The sequence below is a fragment of the Mangrovicella endophytica genome, assembly GCF_002893625.1.
GTDB lineage: Bacteria > Pseudomonadota > Alphaproteobacteria > Rhizobiales > Rhizobiaceae > Mangrovicella > Mangrovicella endophytica.
The window spans coordinates 1-18,410 of the sequence record NZ_PKMZ01000014.1; the positions used below are offsets into that span (position 1 = coordinate 1).

General features: G+C 66.0%; 17 protein-coding genes. 6 read left to right on the top strand and 11 right to left on the bottom strand.

The annotated features are described in order from the left end of the window. Positions 1 to 578, top strand: a 578-nt coding sequence (locus C0R46_RS19195; RefSeq protein ID WP_114348490.1) for a Rossmann-fold NAD(P)-binding domain-containing protein, incomplete at its 5' end; no start/stop codon positions are given. A 77-nt stretch (positions 579 to 655) separates the two neighbouring features. Here C0R46_RS19195 and C0R46_RS20865 read toward each other — a convergent pair. Further along, positions 656 to 1,420, bottom strand: a complete 765-nt coding sequence (locus C0R46_RS20865; protein ID WP_157944697.1) for a Crp/Fnr family transcriptional regulator — start codon at positions 1,418 to 1,420, stop codon at positions 656 to 658. A gap of 319 nt (positions 1,421 to 1,739) precedes the next feature. Next, a complete protein-coding gene (locus C0R46_RS20870; protein WP_157944698.1) occupies positions 1,740 to 2,264 on the bottom strand; it encodes a hypothetical protein in 525 nt (174 codons plus the stop codon). A gap of 457 nt (positions 2,265 to 2,721) precedes the next feature. Here C0R46_RS20870 and C0R46_RS19205 point away from each other — a divergent pair, with 457 nt between their 5' ends. From C0R46_RS19205 to C0R46_RS19220, 4 genes are all read left to right on the top strand, one after another. After that, positions 2,722 to 3,822, top strand: a complete 1,101-nt coding sequence (locus tag C0R46_RS19205; protein WP_198598408.1) for an ABC transporter ATP-binding protein — start codon at positions 2,722 to 2,724, stop codon at positions 3,820 to 3,822. A gap of 93 nt (positions 3,823 to 3,915) precedes the next feature. Next, on the top strand, positions 3,916 to 4,914 hold the full coding sequence (locus C0R46_RS19210; RefSeq protein WP_198598409.1) for an ABC transporter substrate-binding protein: 999 nt from the start codon (positions 3,916 to 3,918) through the stop codon (positions 4,912 to 4,914). Positions 4,915 to 4,966: 52 nt separating this feature from the next. Further along, a complete protein-coding gene (locus C0R46_RS19215) occupies positions 4,967 to 6,226 on the top strand; it encodes an ABC transporter permease (protein ID WP_198598410.1) in 1,260 nt (419 codons plus the stop codon). A gap of 12 nt (positions 6,227 to 6,238) precedes the next feature. Next, positions 6,239 to 7,060, top strand: coding sequence for an ABC transporter permease (locus C0R46_RS19220; RefSeq protein ID WP_102961293.1), 822 nt, complete (start codon positions 6,239 to 6,241; stop codon positions 7,058 to 7,060). A gap of 99 nt (positions 7,061 to 7,159) precedes the next feature. Here the strand turns inward: C0R46_RS19220 and C0R46_RS19225 are convergent, their stop codons facing one another. Continuing rightward, positions 7,160 to 8,314 carry an aromatic ring-hydroxylating oxygenase subunit alpha gene (locus C0R46_RS19225; protein WP_198598411.1) on the bottom strand — a complete coding sequence of 385 codons (1,155 nt, stop codon included), beginning with the start codon at positions 8,312 to 8,314 and terminating at the stop codon, positions 7,160 to 7,162. A 127-nt stretch (positions 8,315 to 8,441) separates the two neighbouring features. Between C0R46_RS19225 and C0R46_RS20875 the strand changes: the two genes are divergently transcribed. Beyond that, positions 8,442 to 9,368, top strand: coding sequence for a LysR family transcriptional regulator (locus C0R46_RS20875; RefSeq protein ID WP_198598412.1), 927 nt, complete (start codon positions 8,442 to 8,444; stop codon positions 9,366 to 9,368). 32 nt (positions 9,369 to 9,400) lie between these two features. On the opposite strand, the gene C0R46_RS19245 is transcribed toward C0R46_RS20875, so the two are convergent. The 8 genes from C0R46_RS19245 to C0R46_RS19280 form a co-directional block, all read right to left on the bottom strand. Then, on the bottom strand, positions 9,401 to 10,345 hold the full coding sequence (locus C0R46_RS19245; RefSeq protein ID WP_102961297.1) for a LysR family transcriptional regulator: 945 nt from the start codon (positions 10,343 to 10,345) through the stop codon (positions 9,401 to 9,403). 63 nt (positions 10,346 to 10,408) lie between these two features. Further along, complete coding sequence (locus C0R46_RS19250; protein ID WP_102961298.1) at positions 10,409 to 11,083, bottom strand: DUF1028 domain-containing protein; 675 nt, start codon at positions 11,081 to 11,083, stop codon at positions 10,409 to 10,411. Next, positions 11,080 to 11,502, bottom strand: a complete 423-nt coding sequence (locus C0R46_RS19255; RefSeq protein WP_102961349.1) for a RidA family protein — start codon at positions 11,500 to 11,502, stop codon at positions 11,080 to 11,082. Before C0R46_RS19255 ends, C0R46_RS19250 begins: the two co-directional genes overlap by 4 nt. A 44-nt stretch (positions 11,503 to 11,546) precedes the next feature. After that, a complete protein-coding gene (locus C0R46_RS19260; protein ID WP_102961299.1) occupies positions 11,547 to 12,863 on the bottom strand; it encodes a flavin-containing monooxygenase in 1,317 nt (438 codons plus the stop codon). A 111-nt stretch (positions 12,864 to 12,974) separates the two neighbouring features. After that, positions 12,975 to 14,129 (bottom strand): acetylornithine deacetylase, encoded by a 1,155-nt coding sequence (gene argE / locus C0R46_RS19265; RefSeq protein WP_102961300.1) that lies wholly within the window; start codon positions 14,127 to 14,129, stop codon positions 12,975 to 12,977. A gap of 143 nt (positions 14,130 to 14,272) precedes the next feature. After that, positions 14,273 to 16,552 (bottom strand): NADP-dependent malic enzyme, encoded by a 2,280-nt coding sequence (locus tag C0R46_RS19270; protein ID WP_102961301.1) that lies wholly within the window; start codon positions 16,550 to 16,552, stop codon positions 14,273 to 14,275. A gap of 190 nt (positions 16,553 to 16,742) precedes the next feature. After that, positions 16,743 to 17,513 (bottom strand): SDR family oxidoreductase, encoded by a 771-nt coding sequence (locus tag C0R46_RS19275; RefSeq protein ID WP_102961302.1) that lies wholly within the window; start codon positions 17,511 to 17,513, stop codon positions 16,743 to 16,745. 172 nt (positions 17,514 to 17,685) lie between these two features. Beyond that, entirely contained in the window at positions 17,686 to 18,390 is a 705-nt protein-coding gene (locus tag C0R46_RS19280; RefSeq protein ID WP_102961303.1) for a type 1 glutamine amidotransferase, read from the bottom strand. Positions 18,391 to 18,410 lie beyond the last annotated feature (20 nt).

Here is an 18,410-nt window from a genome sequence, read left to right on the forward strand (position 1 = left end):
AGGCGCTTCTCGGCGTCGATCGCCTGCGCCTCTACGACATCGATCCGGCGGCGAGCGAGAAGTGCCGCCGCAACCTTGCCGGTTTCGGCTTCGACATCGTGATCGCCGGCAGCGTCGCGGAAGCCGTGGAAGGGGCTGAGATCGTCACCACGGTGACGGCCGACAAGCAGTATGCGACGATCCTGACCGACAACCTCGTCGGCGCCGGCATCCACATCAATGCGGTGGGCGGCGACTGCCCGGGCAAGACCGAGCTTCACGCCGACATCCTCTACCGCTCAGACATCTTCGTGGAATATCCGCCACAGACGCGCATCGAGGGCGAGATCCAGCAGCTGCCGGCGGACTACCCTGTGGGTGAGCTCTGGCAGGTGATCGCCGGCACCGCGCCCGGCCGCAGGGATGCACGGGCGATCACGCTGTTCGACAGCGTCGGCTTCGCCACGGAGGACTTTTCGGCACTGCGTTATGTCCGCTCCAAGCTTGCCGGCACCAGCTTCTACGAGGAGCTCGATCTTCTTGCCGATCCCGACGAGCCGCGCGACCTCTTCGGCATGCTGCTCCGCGCCGCTGCCTGAGGGCGCGTCGGTCGCGGCCACCGGATTCCGGCACTGAAGGACGTCAAAGCAGGCGATCGCCAGTCACCGGGCGCTCTTCAGGCGGAGCGACCAGCCTCTTCGCGACCACTGGTCGCTTCGTCGTGCAACAGATAGGCGGGAGCGAACTCGGCGGCCTCGGCGAGCCGATTCCAATCCGGTATGCTCATCATCTGTCTCTTGGTGACGATCAATCCGTCGGCCCGGAGCGCCTGCATCGAGCGGTTCACATGGACCGAGGTCAGCCCGACCGCATCTCCGATCTGTTCCTGCGTAAGCTCCAGCTCAAAGCCCTGCCGCGATCCAAGGCCCGCGCGCTCCAGTCGGATCCCGATCTCGCACAGGAGGTGCGCGATGCGCGGCGTTGCTTTCTTGCGGCCGATATTGCTGGCCCACTTTGCCAGGATCGAAGCATCGAGCGTGGTATCGCGCCAGAAGGCGAAGGCCAGATTGGGATACTCCGTCGCCACTGCCATCAGCGCCGCGTGCGGGACCTGAAGCACCGTAGCCGGCCCAAACGCGCTGATGCCCCATCCCACCGTCGGCGCCACAACGGAAAACAGGTCGCACATATCGCCGGGGATGTAGAAGGCGGTGATCTGCTTGGAGCCGTTCCGCATCAGGTCGAACCGTCCGAGATGACCGTGTGCCACCAAGGTGGAGTAGGTGACGGTCTCACCCGGCATGATCAGGTCGTCCTTCGTAGCGACCTGCACCTCGCGAAAGCTTAAGTTCAGGATCGCCGCCTGCTCGGCTTCGCTCAGGGTGGAATTGAGCTTCAGACGCCCAAGAAACAGCGTCAATCCGATATGTGCGTCCTGCATGCCTGTTGTCGTCCCAGACAAAGAGCGATTGCGGCAATGTCGCCAGCTTCCCACGCGGAGAAGGTTGGCAAACGCATACGGTGTCGGCACCGGAGAATCGAGAGGGTGGAAGCGGCTTACTGCCTCACCTCGACGCCCTTCACAGTCGACTGGACGCCCTGTCGGCAGGATCTTGAGTTCAAGGTGAAGGATCGGATGGACGGGTAGGCTCCTCGCGGAGCGACGGACAGGGCGAACCAGACCGATCGTTTCGGCAGGCGCCGCCCCCTGCCGAAGCTGCCACGCGTGGAGCGCCTCGCCGCGGCATCCCGCGTCCGGATCAGCGGTTGGGCAGCCCGCGCGCCGCGCGCTCCTTCCGGATCGTCTCAGCCTCCGCAAGGATCTGCTTGCGCAGCCCCTCCAGACCCTGCCGCACTGTCTCATGGGCGTTGCCGGCCAATGACGGATCGGGATGGCGCCTGTCCCATGCCAGAACCGCATCGATCGTTCCGGCAAGCTTCGGGATGTCGCCGAAGGCGTAGGCGTTGATGTCCGGCCCGATCGTCTCGAACAGCGAGGAGAAGACCGCCGGCTCCCCGGTCGGATCGACGCCCGGATGCGTCGCGAGGTAGGAGCGGTAGCGCAGTTGCCCGGCATAGAACCAGAACGTCGCCTCCTCGCCCTTGCCGGCGGCGAGCAGCGCAGGCGCCTTCAGCATCAGCTGGCTCGGGTGACCGGACGACATGGCACCGGCATCGGCCGGCCAGGCGGCGTCCTGCGCCGCTGCTGGTCCAGGCGGCAAGAGGGTTCGTGCGGCCAATACCAGCACGGCGACGCCGAGGAACCAGTTACCTTTATCGGCCATGCAGCTGAGATGCTCCGCAACAATCAAGCGAGGTCTGCGGCACATCTAGGTCTGCGGCTTTGCATGGCCACGGCGGCAGAGTGCGCGCACCTAAGTGGCTCTATCGCGAGTTGCGCGGGACCGAGCAAGGATGTGTCCCGCACCCTCGGGAAGAGCTATCTGCGCCGGTTGTATAAGGATCGTCTGGCATAGGCAGAGCCCGCCAGCGCCGGCCCGCCGGACGAACCACCCTCTGCAATGCTTCGGAAAATCCTATTCCGGCGAAGGCGCCGACGAGAGCCGATACCCTTGCGAGGAAAAAGGATGCATGTTCAGCTTCTGCCATCAAAGTGGTCAAAGAGGACATCATGCCGATCGGGCCATTGTCGCCAGCTCCCACCAGAGGCGAATGCGTCGCGCAGAAGAGGCTCGTCGATTCTGATCTGGCGGACCGGCAGGCCCGTCCGGAGGGCGGGTGATGCCGCTGTCATCATCGCCGCTCGTCACCTTTTCCCATGTCGCCAAGACCTATGACGGCGCGATCTACGTCATCAGGGACCTGAATTTCGAGATTAGCGACGGCGAGTTCCTGTCGCTGCTCGGACCGTCGGGGTCCGGCAAGACGACCACGCTGATGATGCTCGCCGGCTTCGAGGCGCCGAGCGGCGGCACGATCCGCCTCGGCGACCGGACGCTGAACGAGCTGCCGCCGCACAAGCGCGACATCGGCATGGTGTTCCAGAACTATGCCCTCTTCCCGCATATGACGGTCGCGGAGAACATAGCCTTCCCGCTGTCCGTGCGGGGCCTCTCCAAGCCCGAGCAGCGGGAGCGCGTCTCCCGCGCCCTCGACATGATCGAGCTCGGGCGGCTGGGCGATCGCAAGCCCGGGCAGCTCTCCGGTGGCCAGCAGCAGCGTGTGGCGCTGGCGCGGGCACTCGTCTTCGAGCCCCGCCTGGTGCTGATGGACGAGCCGCTCGGCGCGCTGGACAAGGCGCTGCGCGAGACGATGCAGTACGAGATCAAGCGGCTCCACCACCGGCTCGGCGTGACGGTCGTCTATGTCACGCACGACCAGGGCGAGGCGCTCACCATGTCGGACCGCGTCGCCGTCTTCCATGGCGGCGCCATCCAGCAGATCGCCCCGCCGAGCGAGCTCTACGAGGATCCCGCCAACGCGTTCGTTGCCGACTTCATCGGCGAGAACAACGGCATAGAGGGCGAGGTCGAACGGCTCGACACCGGCTATGCGACCTTGCGGATGCCAGGCGGCCGGACCTTCAGAGGCAAGGCGGGCGGCGATCTCAAGGCCGGCGAGACAGCGATGCTGGCGTTGCGGCCGGAGCGCGTCAGCGTCGACAACGGCAGCTCGGAGGCGCGCAACCAGCTTTCGGGCACGGTCGAGGAAATCATCTACTGCGGCGATCACCGGCGCATCTACATCGCGACCGAGAGCGCCCGGAACTTCATCATCAAGGTCCCGAACACCCAGCACACGGTCCTGCCGGCAAGCGGCGAGTCCGTCCGCGTCAACTGGCGTTATGACGACTGCAAGATCGTCAGCGCGGCGCAGGCCTGAGAACTTCACCAGAGGCAGAGGCAGGAAAGCACGATGAGATCAGCAAAGCCCGCACTTCGGACAGCAGCACTCACGCTCATGGGATGCGCCCTCTTGACCGGGCAGGCATTTGCCCAGGACAAGACCCTCAACATCGTCGATTTCGGCGGGGCCTTCGAGGCGGCCGCGATCAGCGCATGGCTCAAGCCGTTTGCCGAGGAGCAGGGCGTCAAATTCGCCAACGAGCAGTATGATGGCGGCGTCGCCAAGCTGCGCGCCATGGTCGAGGCTGGCAACACGACCTGGGACCTGATCGACCTCGAGACCAACGACGCCATCACCGGCTGCGACGAAGGCCTGCTGCAGAAGTTGGATCCCAAGCTCCTCGGCGACACCAGCGACTTCATCGAAGGGGCTGTGCTGCCCTGCGCCGTCGCCTCGATGATCTGGTCGACGGTCTATGCCTATGACACGACCAAGCTGACGACGGCGCCGACCTCGATCAACGACTTCTTCGATACGGAGAAGTTCCCGGGCAAGCGCGGCATGCGCAAGACGCCGAAGGTGGCCCTGGAATGGGCACTGCTCGCCGATGGCGTCCCGGCCGCCGACGTCTACAAGCAGCTCGGCACCGACGAAGGCGTCGACAAGGCGCTGAAGAAGCTCTCTACGATCAAGGATTCCATCGTCTGGTGGGAAGCCGGATCGCAGCCGCCGCAGCTCCTCGCCGATGGCGCCGTCGCCATGACGATGGTCTATAACGGCCGCATCTACGACGCCCAGAAGAAGGAGAACAAACCCTTCGCCATCGTCTGGGACGGTCAGGTCTACGACTACGAATGGTGGGGCATCCCGACCGGCGCCCCGGATACGGACCTGGCGCAGAAGTTCGTCGAATACGCATCCAGCGCCGACAACATCTGGAAGCTGTCCAACCACATCGCCTATGCGCCGCCGCGCAAGTCCTCTGTCGAGAAGATCGACAAGGCCGTGCTCGGCGACATGCCGACGGCGCCGGACAACTTCAAGAACGCGCTGCAGATCGACGCCGAGTTCTGGGCCGACAATTACGACAGCATCAACAGCCGCTTCATGACCTGGCTCGGCCAATAACACCGCAGAGGCGCCCCGCCCGCGGGGCGCCTTTCGCAGCAGGGATGCCGGAATGAGCATGGGAACCGCGAACGGTATGGCGGCAGGCACGGTGGAGATCGCGCCGGCAGCAAACGTCAGCGCGTATCGCGCCAGCCGGCGCCGCGAATCCGTTCGCTCACTGGCGCTTGCGCTGCCGCTCCTCCTCTTCCTGCTGGCGACCTTCATCTATCCCATCGGGTCGCTGCTCCTGCGCAGCGTCCAGAGCGGCGAGGTGGCAGCGGCGCTGCCCCAGGTCGCGGCCGCTTTGCAGGACTGGCGCGGACCGGACCTCCCCGCCCCTGCAGCCTTCGAAGCGATGGCGCAGGATATCGCCAGCGCGCAAGCTGACGGCACGCTCGTCTCGGCGGCGCGGCGCTTGAACAATTACGAGCCGGGCTTCCGGAGCCTGATCCTGAAGACGGCACGCCGCCTTCAGGACCTGTCGGCCGGCTCAGCCGCGCAAGCCTTCGCTGACATCGACAAGCGATGGTCCGAGGTCGAGACCTGGCGGCTGATCCAGCGCGCGGCGGCTCCGCTGACGCCGGACTACCTCTTGTCTGCGGTGGACCTGACCGTCGGCCCGAACGGTTTCACCGCACTTCCCGCCGACCAGCAGATCTACCAGTCAGCCTTCGCGCGCACCTTCCTGATCAGCGGATCGGTGACGCTGCTCTGCCTCGTGCTCGGCTATCCCGTCGCCTATCTCCTGGCGACGCTGCCGACCCGCCAGAGCAACCGGCTGATGATCTTCGTTATCGTGCCGTTCTGGACCTCACTGCTGGTCCGCACGACGGCGTGGTATGTGCTTCTGCAGCCCAACGGCGTCGTCAACTCGCTTCTGATGGCGAGCGGCCTGACGGATGCGCCGCTGTCGCTGATGTTCAACCGGATCGGCGTCCTCATCGGCATGACGCATGTGCTGCTGCCGTTCATGATCCTGGCCAACTACGCCGTCATGCGCGGCATCTCGCCTTCCTATCAGCGCGCGGCCGTCTCGCTCGGAGCGCATCCGGCCGTGGCGTTCCTGCGGGTCTATGTGCCGCAGACGCTGCCGGGCATCGGCACAGGTGCCTTCCTCGTCTTCGTCCTGGCGCTCGGCTACTACATCACGCCGGCACTGCTCGGCGGCGGCGGTGACGAGATGATCAGCCAGTTGATCGCCTTCCAGATGGAGCGCCAGCTGAACTGGGGCCTCGCCGGCGCGCTGTCGGTGTATCTCGTGCTTCTGACGCTGGCTGCCTACTTCGCCTTCAACCACTTCGTCGGCGTCGACAAGCTTCGGTTGGGCTAGGGCGTGACCCAGATGAGCAACGCACAATCCCTCACGCGGACGGAGCGCGTCGGCAGAATCGGCCTTCGCATCTTCGCGGCCGTGGTACTGACCTTCCTTGTCGCACCGGTTCTGATCGTCATCCCGCTGTCGTTCAACGGCAGCGCCTATTTCTCCTATCCGATGTCGGGCTTCAGCACGCAGTGGTACGCGATGCTGTTTTCCTCGGGCGAATGGCGGCTGGCGATCTTCAACAGCTTCCTGATCGGCCTCTGCAGCACCGTCATCGCGACCACGCTCGGCACTGCGGCGGCTTTGGGGATCAGCCGCCCGTCCTTCCCCTTACGCGGCTTCATCATGCCGCTCTTGATCTCGCCGATGATCATCCCGATCGTCGTCGTGTCGGTCAGCCTCTATCTCGTCTTCTCGCCGCTCGGCCTGACCAGCACCTATACCGGGGTGATCCTGGCGCATGCGGCGCTGGGTACGCCCTTCGTCGTCATCACGGTCACGGCGACGCTATCGTCCTTCAACTGGAACCTGACGCGAGCCGCAGCCAGCCTCGGTGCTCCGCCGCTTCTGACCTTCAGGCGCGTGACGCTGCCGCTGATTGCGCCGGGCGTCGCGACCGGCTCGGTCTTCGCCTTCGCCACATCCTTCGACGAGGTGATCGTCATCCTGTTCCTGGGCGGTGCCGAGCAGAAGACGATCCCGCGGCAGATGTGGTCGGGCATCCGCGACCAGATCAACCCGTCGATCCTCGCCATGGCGACGCTGCTGACGATCTTCGCGATTCTCCTGTTCCTCACCATCGACTGGCTGCACGGCCGCAACGCCCCGGCGCCAGAGGCCTAAGCGCAGTATTCAGGCTGGCGGCAGGTTCCTTCGAGCCGCTCGCAGCGGCCTCATTGCGGCCGAGCCTTTCCCCGGCGGCACGCCTGATCCCCGCCCCGGCTACTCCGCCGCGACCTGGAACGCCCGCTCGAACCCGGCAGCGCGTTCGGCGATGTACTGCGTGAAGTCGTAGATCGGCCGCTCGAGATAGGAGAGATGGCCGGCCTTCGCAGCGTCCGCGTTCAATCCGCGGAAGACCTTCTCGGTGCATTCCCGATCCTCGACATTCACCTCGTCGAGCAGCACCTTCAGATCCCGGATGTACTCCTCCGCTTTCGGATCGGCCATGAATTCCGGCGAGAGACCGCCGCCATAGGTGATGTGGACCTGCCCGGTGCCCTTGGGGTGCAGCGACAGGTACCAGAAATAGCCCGGCGTCAGCGTGATCAGGTGGCTGGGATACAGCGCCAGCAGCGCCGTCGTCTTGCGCCAGTCGCCTTGGAGCCGGGTGTTGTCCGGATGCGCGTTACCGATGGCAAGCGAGGCCTCCTTGGTGATCCAGTGGTAGTTGAACACTGGCAGCCCCGGAGGACAGACCATCTCCTTGAGCTTGGAGTGCGGTCCGACGGTCGCGGCATGGCAGACCGGCAGGTGGTAGCTTTCCATGAAGTTCTCGGCGAGCACCTTCCAGTTGGTGTCCCAGACATGCGTCTCGCGGAAGCACTCGACATAGTTCTCCATGCCGTAATGCGACACCAGTTCCTCGACCGGACGGAACAGCTCGCGGACGCTGGCCGCATCCTTGTTGAGCGTCACGTAGATCCAGCCGAGCCACGCCTCGCAGCGGATCTGCGGAAGCCTGTAGTCCTCTTTGCAGAAGCCGGTGGTCTCCTTCATGAAGGGCGCACCGCGCAGCGTGCCGTCGAGATTGTAGGTCCAGGCGTGGTAGGAGCAGACGATGCTGCGCGTGTTGCCCGAGCCTTCGAGCAGCGTCGACATGCGATGGAGGCAGACATTGGAGAGGGCCCGCAGTTGCCCCTCCCTGTCGCGCAGCACGATGATCGGCTGGCCTGCAAGATCATAGGTCAGGTAGTCGCCGGGGTTTGCGAGAGCGCTGGCGCGCCCGACGCAGATCCATTCCTGACCGAAGATCGTCTCCAGTTCCCGATCGAGAAAGGCGCTATCCTTGTAGACGCTGGGCGGCATCGCCACCGCGTCCTCGAACGGGCGGCTGGCGGCTGCAAGCAGTTCGTTGATGGTCGACTGCGACGACATGGAACGCCTTTCCATCTCCGCGGCCCCGGGAGCAGATGCTCGACCGATCCTGCCGGGTGCCTTCGACGCTAGCACTTGCCGCCACAGGCAAAAACTTCGAAGATTATGCCTTCTGAGAAGGCATAATATGGTTCGCTACACCCTTCGCCAATGCACCTATTTTCGCGCCGTCGCCGAGCATGGCGGCATTGCCCAGGCAGCACGTGCGCTTGCCATCTCACAGCCATCTGTTGCGCAGGCCATCGAGAAGCTCGAGGCGCTGACGGGGCTCACTTTGTTCGAACGGCAGCATGCCCGCGGCACCACGCTGACGCAGCAGGGCCGCGCCTTCCTTCACCACGTGGTCGCACTGGAGCGGCAGGCCGAGCAGGTCGAGCGCGAGGCGGCGGCGCTCGCCTCGCAAGCTGCCGGCGAAATCCGCCTCGGCTGCTTCTTCACCCTAGCGCCCTTCTTCGCGGCAGGGCTGATCCGGAGCCACCTCGACCGCTTTCCCGGCGTGCGGATCGCATCGCGGGAGATGCATCTGACAGCTCTGGCCGAAGAGGTGCGGGACGGCAGCCTCGACATGGCGCTCACCTATGATCTCGGCGCCGACCTCAGCGATCTTTCGGTGCTGCCACTGGCCGAACTGCCGCCGACCGTCGTGATCGGCGCCGATCATCGGCTGGCCTCCAGGCGATCGGTTTCGCTGAGCGAGCTAGCGGAGGAGCCCTATGTGATGTTCGACGGGCCGGGCAGCCGCAGCTATTTCGAGGGTCTCCTGCGGCAGCACGGCGTCGCGCCGCCGATCGCCTATGTCTCGACCTCGCTGGAAGGGGTGCGGAGCGCTGTCGGCAACGGCTTCGGCTTCACGCTCCTGGTGATGCGGCCGCCCGAGGCGATGACCTATGATCGCAAGGCGCTGAAGGTGCTGCCGCTGCGCGACGATGTCCGGCCGTTGCGGATCGTGCTGGCCCGACGACAGCCTGGCCGCGAGGATCCGCTCATCGACCGCTTCGCCGACCATTGCGCCGAGTTCTTCAGGAGCCGGCTCGACACTACCCTGACCGGCTGACACGGCGGGCGGTGGAGCACCTCCCGCTGGCGCTAGCGCTTGCGGGCCGAAAAGCTCGGCGCGACCATGCCCGGGATGTAGGAGTCGGAGATATGCGCCCGGCAATGGGCGCTGAAGGCGGCGACGAGCTTGGTGTTGCGGAGCGACTTCAAGGTCGCGATGCCGATCGTCATCGGCCTGTGCTCGCCCGCAAGCCGCACCCGTACCAGCCGGCGCCCGTCGAGGGCGAAGTCAGAGCGGGGCGTCACGTTCAGGATCGAGTAGCCGTAGCCGTTGGCGACCATGGTACGCACCACCTCGTGGTGGGCCGAGCGCGCCGCCACCATCGGCTCCAGCCCCTGCTTGAGAAACAGCGCCAGGAAGTATTCGCGGCTGATCGGCAGATCGAGGAGGATCATCGGCTTCTGCGCGATCTCCGGCAGCTCCACGGAGGATTGCCGCGCCAGCGGATCGGCCTCGCTCATGAGAACATGCGGCGGCAGTTCCACGAGTGGAACGAAGGCGATGTCGTCCGGTATGTGCAGGTCGTAGCAGAGGGCCAGATCGACCTCGGAATGCCGAAGTCCCTCGAACAGCTCCTCGTGATGGCCATCCATGTGCCGGATCGCCACGGCTGGAAAAGCCGCGGTGAAGGAGTGGGTCAGCTCCGGGACGAGCATTGGCGCCAGCGTCACCATGCAGCCGAGCGACAGCGAGCCTCGAACCTGGTCGGTTACCTCGGTCGCCAGGAGATAAAGGTTCTCGGCCTGGGCAATGAGGTTCTTGGCCTCGCGCAGGAGGTCTCGGCCCGCCGGCGTCAGCGACAGGCCCTGCGCATGGTGCCGGATGAAGAGCTGGACGTTCAGCTCCTGCTCCAGATGCGAAATGGCGGTGGAGATCGAGGGCTGCGAGATGTGGATGCGCTCGGAAGCGAGCGTGATGCTGCCGGCTTCGCCGGCGGCAATGAAATATTCCAGCTGGCGCAGCGTATAGCGCATCAGGGCCTCGAGGCGGAGTTTCGCTTCCGCCTCTATAGCACCGAGCCTCGTGCAGGCACGTCCCTACTCGTCGCCGGGAACGCCGTAGCTGGGCGCCGCCGTCGGGTTGAGCGCGCGCGTGACATAGTCGGCGAGCTGCGGCTTGTAGAGGTCCCACAGCGCCGCCAGTCCCTCGATCGGGCAGTTCTCGGTCCAGTCGACACGAAGGTCGGCGACGGGCCAGGACACCTGGTCGACGAGCTTCATCCCGATCGAGCGGACCGGACCGGCCTCGCCACCGGCCGTCTTGGCCGCCTGCATGACGGCGACGAGGCGGTCGCCGAGGTGGCCGGAGGAGGCCTCGAAGGCCTCAACCATGCGCCGAGGCACGTCGGGATTGGCGAGGAGATTGCCGCCGCAGGCGACATTTGCGGCCTTCGCTTCAGCCCAAATGCCGAGTGCCCGAGGTCCGGAATGGATCGCCGCATTGCCGCGCCCATCCACCGCCAGGACCTGGCGGAACTCCATGTGCGGTGACGATCCACGCAGGACGTCGATCGCCTGGCCTGCGTCCGCGCCGAGGCCCATCAGGTCAAGGGCGCGGGGTCCGAGCGAGGGGTCCGTGACGTTCTGGCTCGCCACCGCGCCGACGCCGGCGCGTGCATGGGCGCAGCGGGCCGCGACGGCCGGCGAGGACGAGGAGACCGCCACGCCGAACATGCCCGTCTCAGTGCAGCGCGCGACGATCGAGAAGGTCACTGCCCGTCCTCCGGGATCACCGCGATGGCATCGACCTCGACCAGCCACTCCGGGCGCGCAAGGGCGGAGACGACGATGCCGGTGGAGACGGGATAGACGCCCTTCAGCCACTTGCCGACGACCCGATAGACCGCCTCGCGATAGCGCGGATCGGTGATGTAGATCGTGATCTTGCAGATATGCTCGAGCTTGGCGCCGGCTTCATCCAGAAGCATCTTGATGTTGGCCATGGCCTTCTCGGTCTGGCCGGCCGCATCGCCGATGGCGACGCTTTCCGACGTGTCGAGATCCTGGCCGATCTGCCCGCGCACGAACACCATGCTGCCCTTGGCGACCACCGTCTGGCAGAGGTCGTTGTCGAGCTTCTGCTCGGGATAGGTGTCCTTGGTGTTGAACTGGCGGATGCGTGTATGTGCCACCATCGGGGCCTCCATTTTTCTGGGATCGCCTTACGGCGCTATGGTCAGACGGCTGCGGCTTCTGACGAAGCGGCGGATGGCTGCGGAGCCGCAAGGCCGTCCCGCGCCTGCCGCGCCTGGTGATAGTCGAGATAGCTGCGCCGCGTGAGGATGTGGTCGGCGATGTATTTGGCATCGTGCCAGACGCCCCAGATGAAGCTGGAGCCGCGCCCCGAAAGCCAGGGGAGCCCGAGGAAGTAGATGCCGGGCTCGGAAGACACGCCGCGCTGGTGGCGGGGCCGCCCGCTTTCGTCGAAAGCCGCAACGTCAAGCCAGCGGAAGTCGGAGGTGTATCCCGTCGCCCAGATCACCGTCGACACGCCCGCAGCTGCAAGGTCGAGCTCGGTCAGGGGATCGGTCACGCAGGCGGGATCCGGCAGGAAGCGGCGCGCCTCCGGCTCTTCCGGCAGGTCGAGACCGTTGCGCGCGACATAGGCGTCGGCTTCGTCGAGCAGCGAGAGGTAGTTGGCATCGCCCCGCGCGATCGTCTCGGCAAGGTCCGGCGCGAAGGTCAGGACGCCATCCTGCCAGCTCAGGGCTCGGCCCGTCAGCGTCATGCCGTGGCTCGCCAGACGGCGGAAGTCGATCGTCTCGCCGCCGCGTGCGCCGCTGACGGCGATGGTCACGTGCTCGGTACCCGGCGCCTGCGCCTGCATGTCCCATTTGCCGAGGACACCGAGCCACCAGACGAAGTCGCGGCCGCGATAGGAGCGCGGCGGCCGGTCGTGCGGCCCGACGGAGAGGAAAACGCGCCGGCCCGCGGCCAGCAGCTCCTCGGCGATCTGAACGCCCGAAGAGCCGGCACCGACCACGAGCACCCCGCCCGCCGGCAGTTCACCGGGATTGTGATAGGCGTTGGAGTGGATCTGCGTCACCCCGGCCTCCGCCGGAATGATCGCGGGGATGACCGGCGTCTGGAACGCTCCCGTTGCCGCTATGACGTTCCGCGCCTCCATCGGGCCCTGCGAGGTGTCGACGTGAAAGCCGGGTCGCCCGTCTAGAGGCCGCACGCCCGTCACCTCAACACCGCAGCGGATCGGAGCATCGAACTGCTCGGCATAGGCGACGAAATAGTCGGCGACGGCCTCCTTCGGCACGAAGGCATCGCCGTCGAAGGCGTCGAACTCCAGACCCGGAAACCGGTCGTGCCAGGCGGGGCCGTTGGCCACCAGCGAGTCCCATCGCGCCGACCGCCAGCGTTCGGCAATCCGCGCCCGCTCGAGAACGAGATGGGGAATGCCGCACCGCGTGAGGTGCTCGCTCATCGCAACACCGGCCTGGCCGGCTCCGACGACGAGCGTGTCGACCGTCTCAACTGACATCCCTGCACCCTCTTCTGCCCATTACTCCCGAATGGCTAAAGGAGCGCCCGGCTCGCCGACATTAGAGTTTGGTTCAGCAGTGGTTCGGCGTTTCGAAAACTCGCCTTCCGCTCAACACCGCAGCTGGTTCAGCAACCGGTCCATCATGCGGTCGGCCGCGGCGAGCTGATCGAGCGCAATGTATTCGTCGGGCTTATGGCCCTGATCCATCGAGCCTGGCCCGCAGATCACCGTAGGAATGCCGAGGCTGTCATGAAAGAGGCCGCCCTCCGTTCCGAATGCCACCTTGAAGGTGGTGTCGTCCTCGACCAGCATCCGGGCGAAATGGACGACCTCGGCGTCGGCAGGCGTGTCCAGCGCCGGATAGGCGTTGAACGTCTCGATCTCGATTGCGGCGCATTCGAAACGAGGGCGCTGCGCCAGCGCGATCGCCTCGGCGTCACGCCGCAATGTGTCCAGGATCGCCTCGGCGTCCTCACCGGCGAGGTTGCGGATTTCGAAGTCGAGCGTGCAGCGCTCCGGGACGATGTTCAGCGCGGTGCCGCCCGAGATCGTGCCGACATGGATCGTCGTATAGGGCACGTCGTAGTCCGGATCGTTTCGTCCGGACGTCGCCAGTTCAGCCTGACGGAAGCGCAGGCGCTCCAAAAAGTCGCAGGCGAGGTGAATCGCGTTCAGCGCCCTCGGCGCCAGTGCCGAATGCCCGGTGACGCCATGCGCGCAGGCGCGCGCCGCAAGCTTGCCCTTGTGGCCGAGCGCCACGCGCATGGATGTCGGCTCGCCGATGAGGCAGAAGCGCGGGCGCAGGGGCTGCGTCTGCAGCTGCTCGATCAACGATCGCACGCCGACGCAGCCGATCTCCTCGTCATGGCTGAGCGCGAGGTGGAGCGGCATCGCGAGCGGAACGCTGGCGGCGCGATCCGCCAGCGCCAGCGCAGCCGCGACGAAACCCTTCATGTCGGCCGTCCCGCGGCCGTAGGCGCGCCCGTCACGAACGCTCATCCGGAAGGGATCGCCCGACCAGGCCTGCCCGTCGACCGGAACGACATCAGTGTGCCCCGACAGCATGATCCCGGGCACATCCTTCGGCCCGATCGTGGCGAAGAGATTGGCCTTGCGCCCGTCGGGCGTTGCGATCAGCTGGCTCTCGACGCCGCGTGCGGCCAGGAACGCCGCCACGAAGTCGATCAGCTCACGGTTTGGATCGCGGCTGACCGTCGGGAAGCCAATCAGTCGGTCGAGCAGTTCGAGGGTTGGGTTCGGCATCAGCGAGGCTAAGCACGCCCTTTCCCGGCGGCCGAATTGTTTTTTCCGAACTGGCGCTTCAGCCGACCTCTTTCATAGGCAGACTGCCGGTGACAGGGCAGGCTTGCCGGTGGAGGCGGAGCACCCGCCTCAACCGGACCGTCTCAGCCGTAGGACGACACGGGAGAGCCGGCGAGCGCCGCGATGTTCAGGAGACCGCGCACGGTGACGCCCGGCGTCACGATATGGGCGCGGTTGCCCATGCCCATCAGGATCGGCCCGACCTCCAGCCCGTCCGCGACGGAGCGCAGGATGTTGCGCGCCGCGCCCGCTGCATCGCCGTTGGTATAGACGAGGACGTTGGCAGGCCCTTCGAGGCGCCCCTCCGGGAACAGCCGCTCGCGCAGCTCCGGGTCGAGCGCGGCATCGGTGTTCATCTCGCCCTCATAGACGAAGTCGACGCCTCGGCTGTCGAGGATCGCCAGCGCCTCGCGGGCCAGCTGGCCCGACCGGCAGTCGACATTGCCGAACTGCGAGGACGAGCACAGCGCCACCTTCGGGTCGATGCCGAAGCGGCGCACATGCCGGGCAGAGGCGATCATCGTCTCGGCGATCTGCGCGGCGTCCGGCTCCACATTGACATGCGTATCGCAGATAAAGAGCGGCCCGCGGTCGAGCAGGATCAGCGACAGCGCGCCGACCGGCCGCATATCCTTGTCCGAGAGGATCTGGCGGACATCCTTCAGATGCCTGACATATTCGCCGATCGTGCCGCAGATCATCGAATGCGCCTCGCCGCGATGCACCATCACCGCCGCGATGGCGGTGGTGTTGGTGCGCAGCACCGTCTTGGCGAGATCGGGTGTCACGCCGGCACGGCGCATCAGCTGGTGGTAGCTCGTCCAGTAGTCGCGGAAGCGGCTGTCGCTTTCCGGATTGACCAGCTCGACGGTCTCGCCCGGCTTCAGCGTCAGCCCGTCGCGCTCGATCCGCGCTTCCACGACGTCGGGGCGGCCGATCAGGATCGGCACGCCCATGCCCTCCTCCACCATCGCCTGCGCGGCGCGCAGCACGCGCGGCTCCTCGCCTTCCGCAAAGACGATGCGCCGGCCGGCCTGCCGCGCCGCCTCGAAGGCAGGACGCATCACCAGCGCGGAGCGATAGACCTGACCTTTGAGCGACTCCCGATAGGCATCGAGGTCGAGTGGCCGTGTGGCGACGCCGGTCTCCATCGCCGCCTGCGCCACCGCTGAGGCGATGGTCGGCATGAGGCGCGGATCGAAGGGCTTGGGGATCAGATAGTCCGGGCCGAAGGTCAGGCGCTCGCCCTGATAGGCAAGGCCGACCTCGGGCGAGGTCGTGGCTCTCGCCAGCGCCGCCAGCGCCTCGACGCAGGCGACCTTCATCGCCTCGTTGATCTGCGTCGCGCCGCAGTCGAGCGCGCCGCGGAAGATGAAGGGATAGCAGAGGACGTTGTTGACCTGGTTCGGATAGTCCGAGCGGCCGGTTGCGATCAGGGCATCGGGGGAGACCTCTCGCACCAGTTCCGGCATGATCTCCGGGGTCGGATTGGCGAGCGCGAAGATGATCGGCGCCGGCGCCATGCGCGAGACCATCTCCTGCGTCAGGAGGCCCGGCCCCGAGACGCCGAGGAAGAGATCGGCGCCCTCCATCGCTTCCAGCGTCGTGCGCTTGTCGGTGTGGATGGCAAATTCCCGCTTTTCCGCCGTCAGGTCGTTGCGCCCGTCATGCACAACGCCCTTGGAATCGAGCATCGTGATGTGCTCGCGCTTGACGCCCATCGCGATCAGCATCTTCAGGCAGGCGATACCGGCAGCCCCGGCCCCGAGCGCCACCACGCGGATGTCCTCGAAACGCTTCTTCGCCACCCGCAGCGCGTTGGTCGCGGCGGCGGCGGCAACGATGGCGGTGCCGTGCTGGTCGTCGTGGAAGACCGGGATCTTCATGCGCTCCCGGCAGATCTGCTCCACGAGGAAACAGTCCGGCGCCTTGATGTCTTCCAGATTGACCGCGCCGAAGGTCGGCTCCAGCCGACAGACGAGATCGGCGAGCTTCTCCGGGTCCGGCTCGTTGACCTCGATATCAAAGCAGTCGATGCCGGCGAACTTCTTGAAGAGGACGGCCTTGCCCTCCATCACCGGCTTCGATGCCTGTGCGCCGATATTGCCAAGGCCGAGAACGGCGGTACCGTTTGAGATCACCGCAACGAGATTGCCCTTGGAGGTGTAGCGCCGCGCGTCGGCCGGGTTCTTCTCGATCTCGAGGCAGGCTTCCGCGACGCCGGGCGAATAGGCGCGCGACAGGTCGCGACCCGTGGCCATCGGCTTCGTCGCCCGGATCTCCAGCTTACCCGGCTTCGGGAACTCGTGGTAATCCAGTGCCGACTGCCGATCCGCAGCCCGTTTCGCCTCGTCGAACGCCATGTCACTCTCCCATTGCCAAGGTCGCTGACCCTTAAAGGCCGATCGGTCCCGGCAGCGCAAGCTGTTCGCGCATCGGTTTCAAAGGGTGGAACAGCATTCACCGCATCATCGAGGGCGAGGCCGATGCAGAAGGCCAACGGCGGACGCGCCCCTCGCCCGACGTGCCGGACGCGCCTGACGGATACCGCTCCTACAGGCTGACGGTGATGCCGCCGTCGACATGCAGCGTGTGACCGTTGACGAAGGAGGAGGCGGCGCTAGCGAGGAAGATCGCCGCGCCGACGAGTTCGTCGACCTCGCCCCAGCGGCCGGCCGGCGTGCGCTTCTCCAGCCAGCCCGTGAACTCGGCGCTGTCGATGAGCGTCTGGTTCAGCGGCGTCTTGAAGTAGCCGGGCGCGATCGCGTTGATCTGCAGCCCGTACTTCGCCCAGTCGGTGCACATGCCGCGCGTGAGGTTCTTCACCGCGCCTTTGGTCGCCGTGTAGGGTGCGATGTTGGTGCGCGCGAGCTCGCTCTGCACGGAGGCGATGTTGATGATCTTGCCGCGTCCGCGGCCGATCATCGCCCGCGCGACGGGCTGACTGACATAGAACATGCTGGCGATGTTGGTGCGCAGCAGCTCATCGAACCGATCTACCGGGAAATCCTCCAGCGGCGCGCGGAACTGCATGCCGGCATTGTTGACGAGGATGTCGATCGGACCGATCCCGTTCTCGATCCGCGCCACACCATCGACGGCCGCCGCCACGTCGGTGACGTCGAAAACGGCGACGTCCACGTCGAAGCCTTCATCCCGCAGCGATGCGGCGACGTCATTCAGCTTGGCCGCGTTGCGCCCGTTCAGAACGACCGCCGCGCCGGCGCTCGCCATGCCCCTGGCGATCGCAAGGCCGATCCCCTGGCTCGAACCTGTGACGAGCGCCCTCGATCCCGTGAGGTCGAAGAGTGAACGAGCATCCATGCGGGGCATCTCCTGTCGCGGCGAACGGCGTCATGCTTCGCCGCTCGACGGCACCTCGGTCAATCGTCGGGAGTGACTGCGGCCATCCATCGCAGGCGCAAGCACTCCGGGCGATCGGCACGGGCGCTGCCGTGGCCCAAGCGTCACAAGGGCTGCCGCGCCCCGGAGTGGATCAGGCGCGAGTGAGAAACGCGCCGATCACCTGACCGAGTTTGGCGCTATCGAGCTCGCCTGCGAGCGATGCCTTGCCCGTCGCCACCAGCTCGTCCGGCACGTGGCCGGTGCGTGCCTCGCAGCGGGTAAAGGCATAGGCGGTGGTGAATTCGGGATGCGGCTGGACGGTCAGCGTCGTTCCATTGGCATAGAGCAGTCCGGCATAGGGCGTGAATGCGGAGGACAGGATTGTCTGCGCATCCGCCGGCGGCTCGATCACCTGGTCCTGATGCGAGCAGGCAATGGCGAGCTGCGCCCCCTCGATGAGGCCGTTGCCGGGCGCAACGTCATAGACGTGCCGACCGATGCCCCAGCCCCGCTCGGACTTGCGCACGACGCCGCCGAGCGCCTGCGCGATCAGCTGATGGCCGAAGCAGACGCCCACCATCGGCTTGCCGCGGGAATGCGCTGCGCGGATGAAATCCTCCAGCGGTGCGATCCAGTCGAGGCCGTCATAGACGCCGGCTGCCGATCCGGTGATCAGGATCGCCTCGATCTCGTCAAGCGAGGGCAGCGCCTCGCCCTTGCAGGGGCTGACCGTCTCGAAGCGGATCTGACCATCGGGCCGGCCGAGCAGCTGCTCGAACATCTGCGGGTAGGATCCGTATTCGGCCTGGAGGTCGCTCGGCACGAGGCCGGTTTCGATGATCGTGATCGTCGGCATGTCGGCTCTGCTTGTCGGCA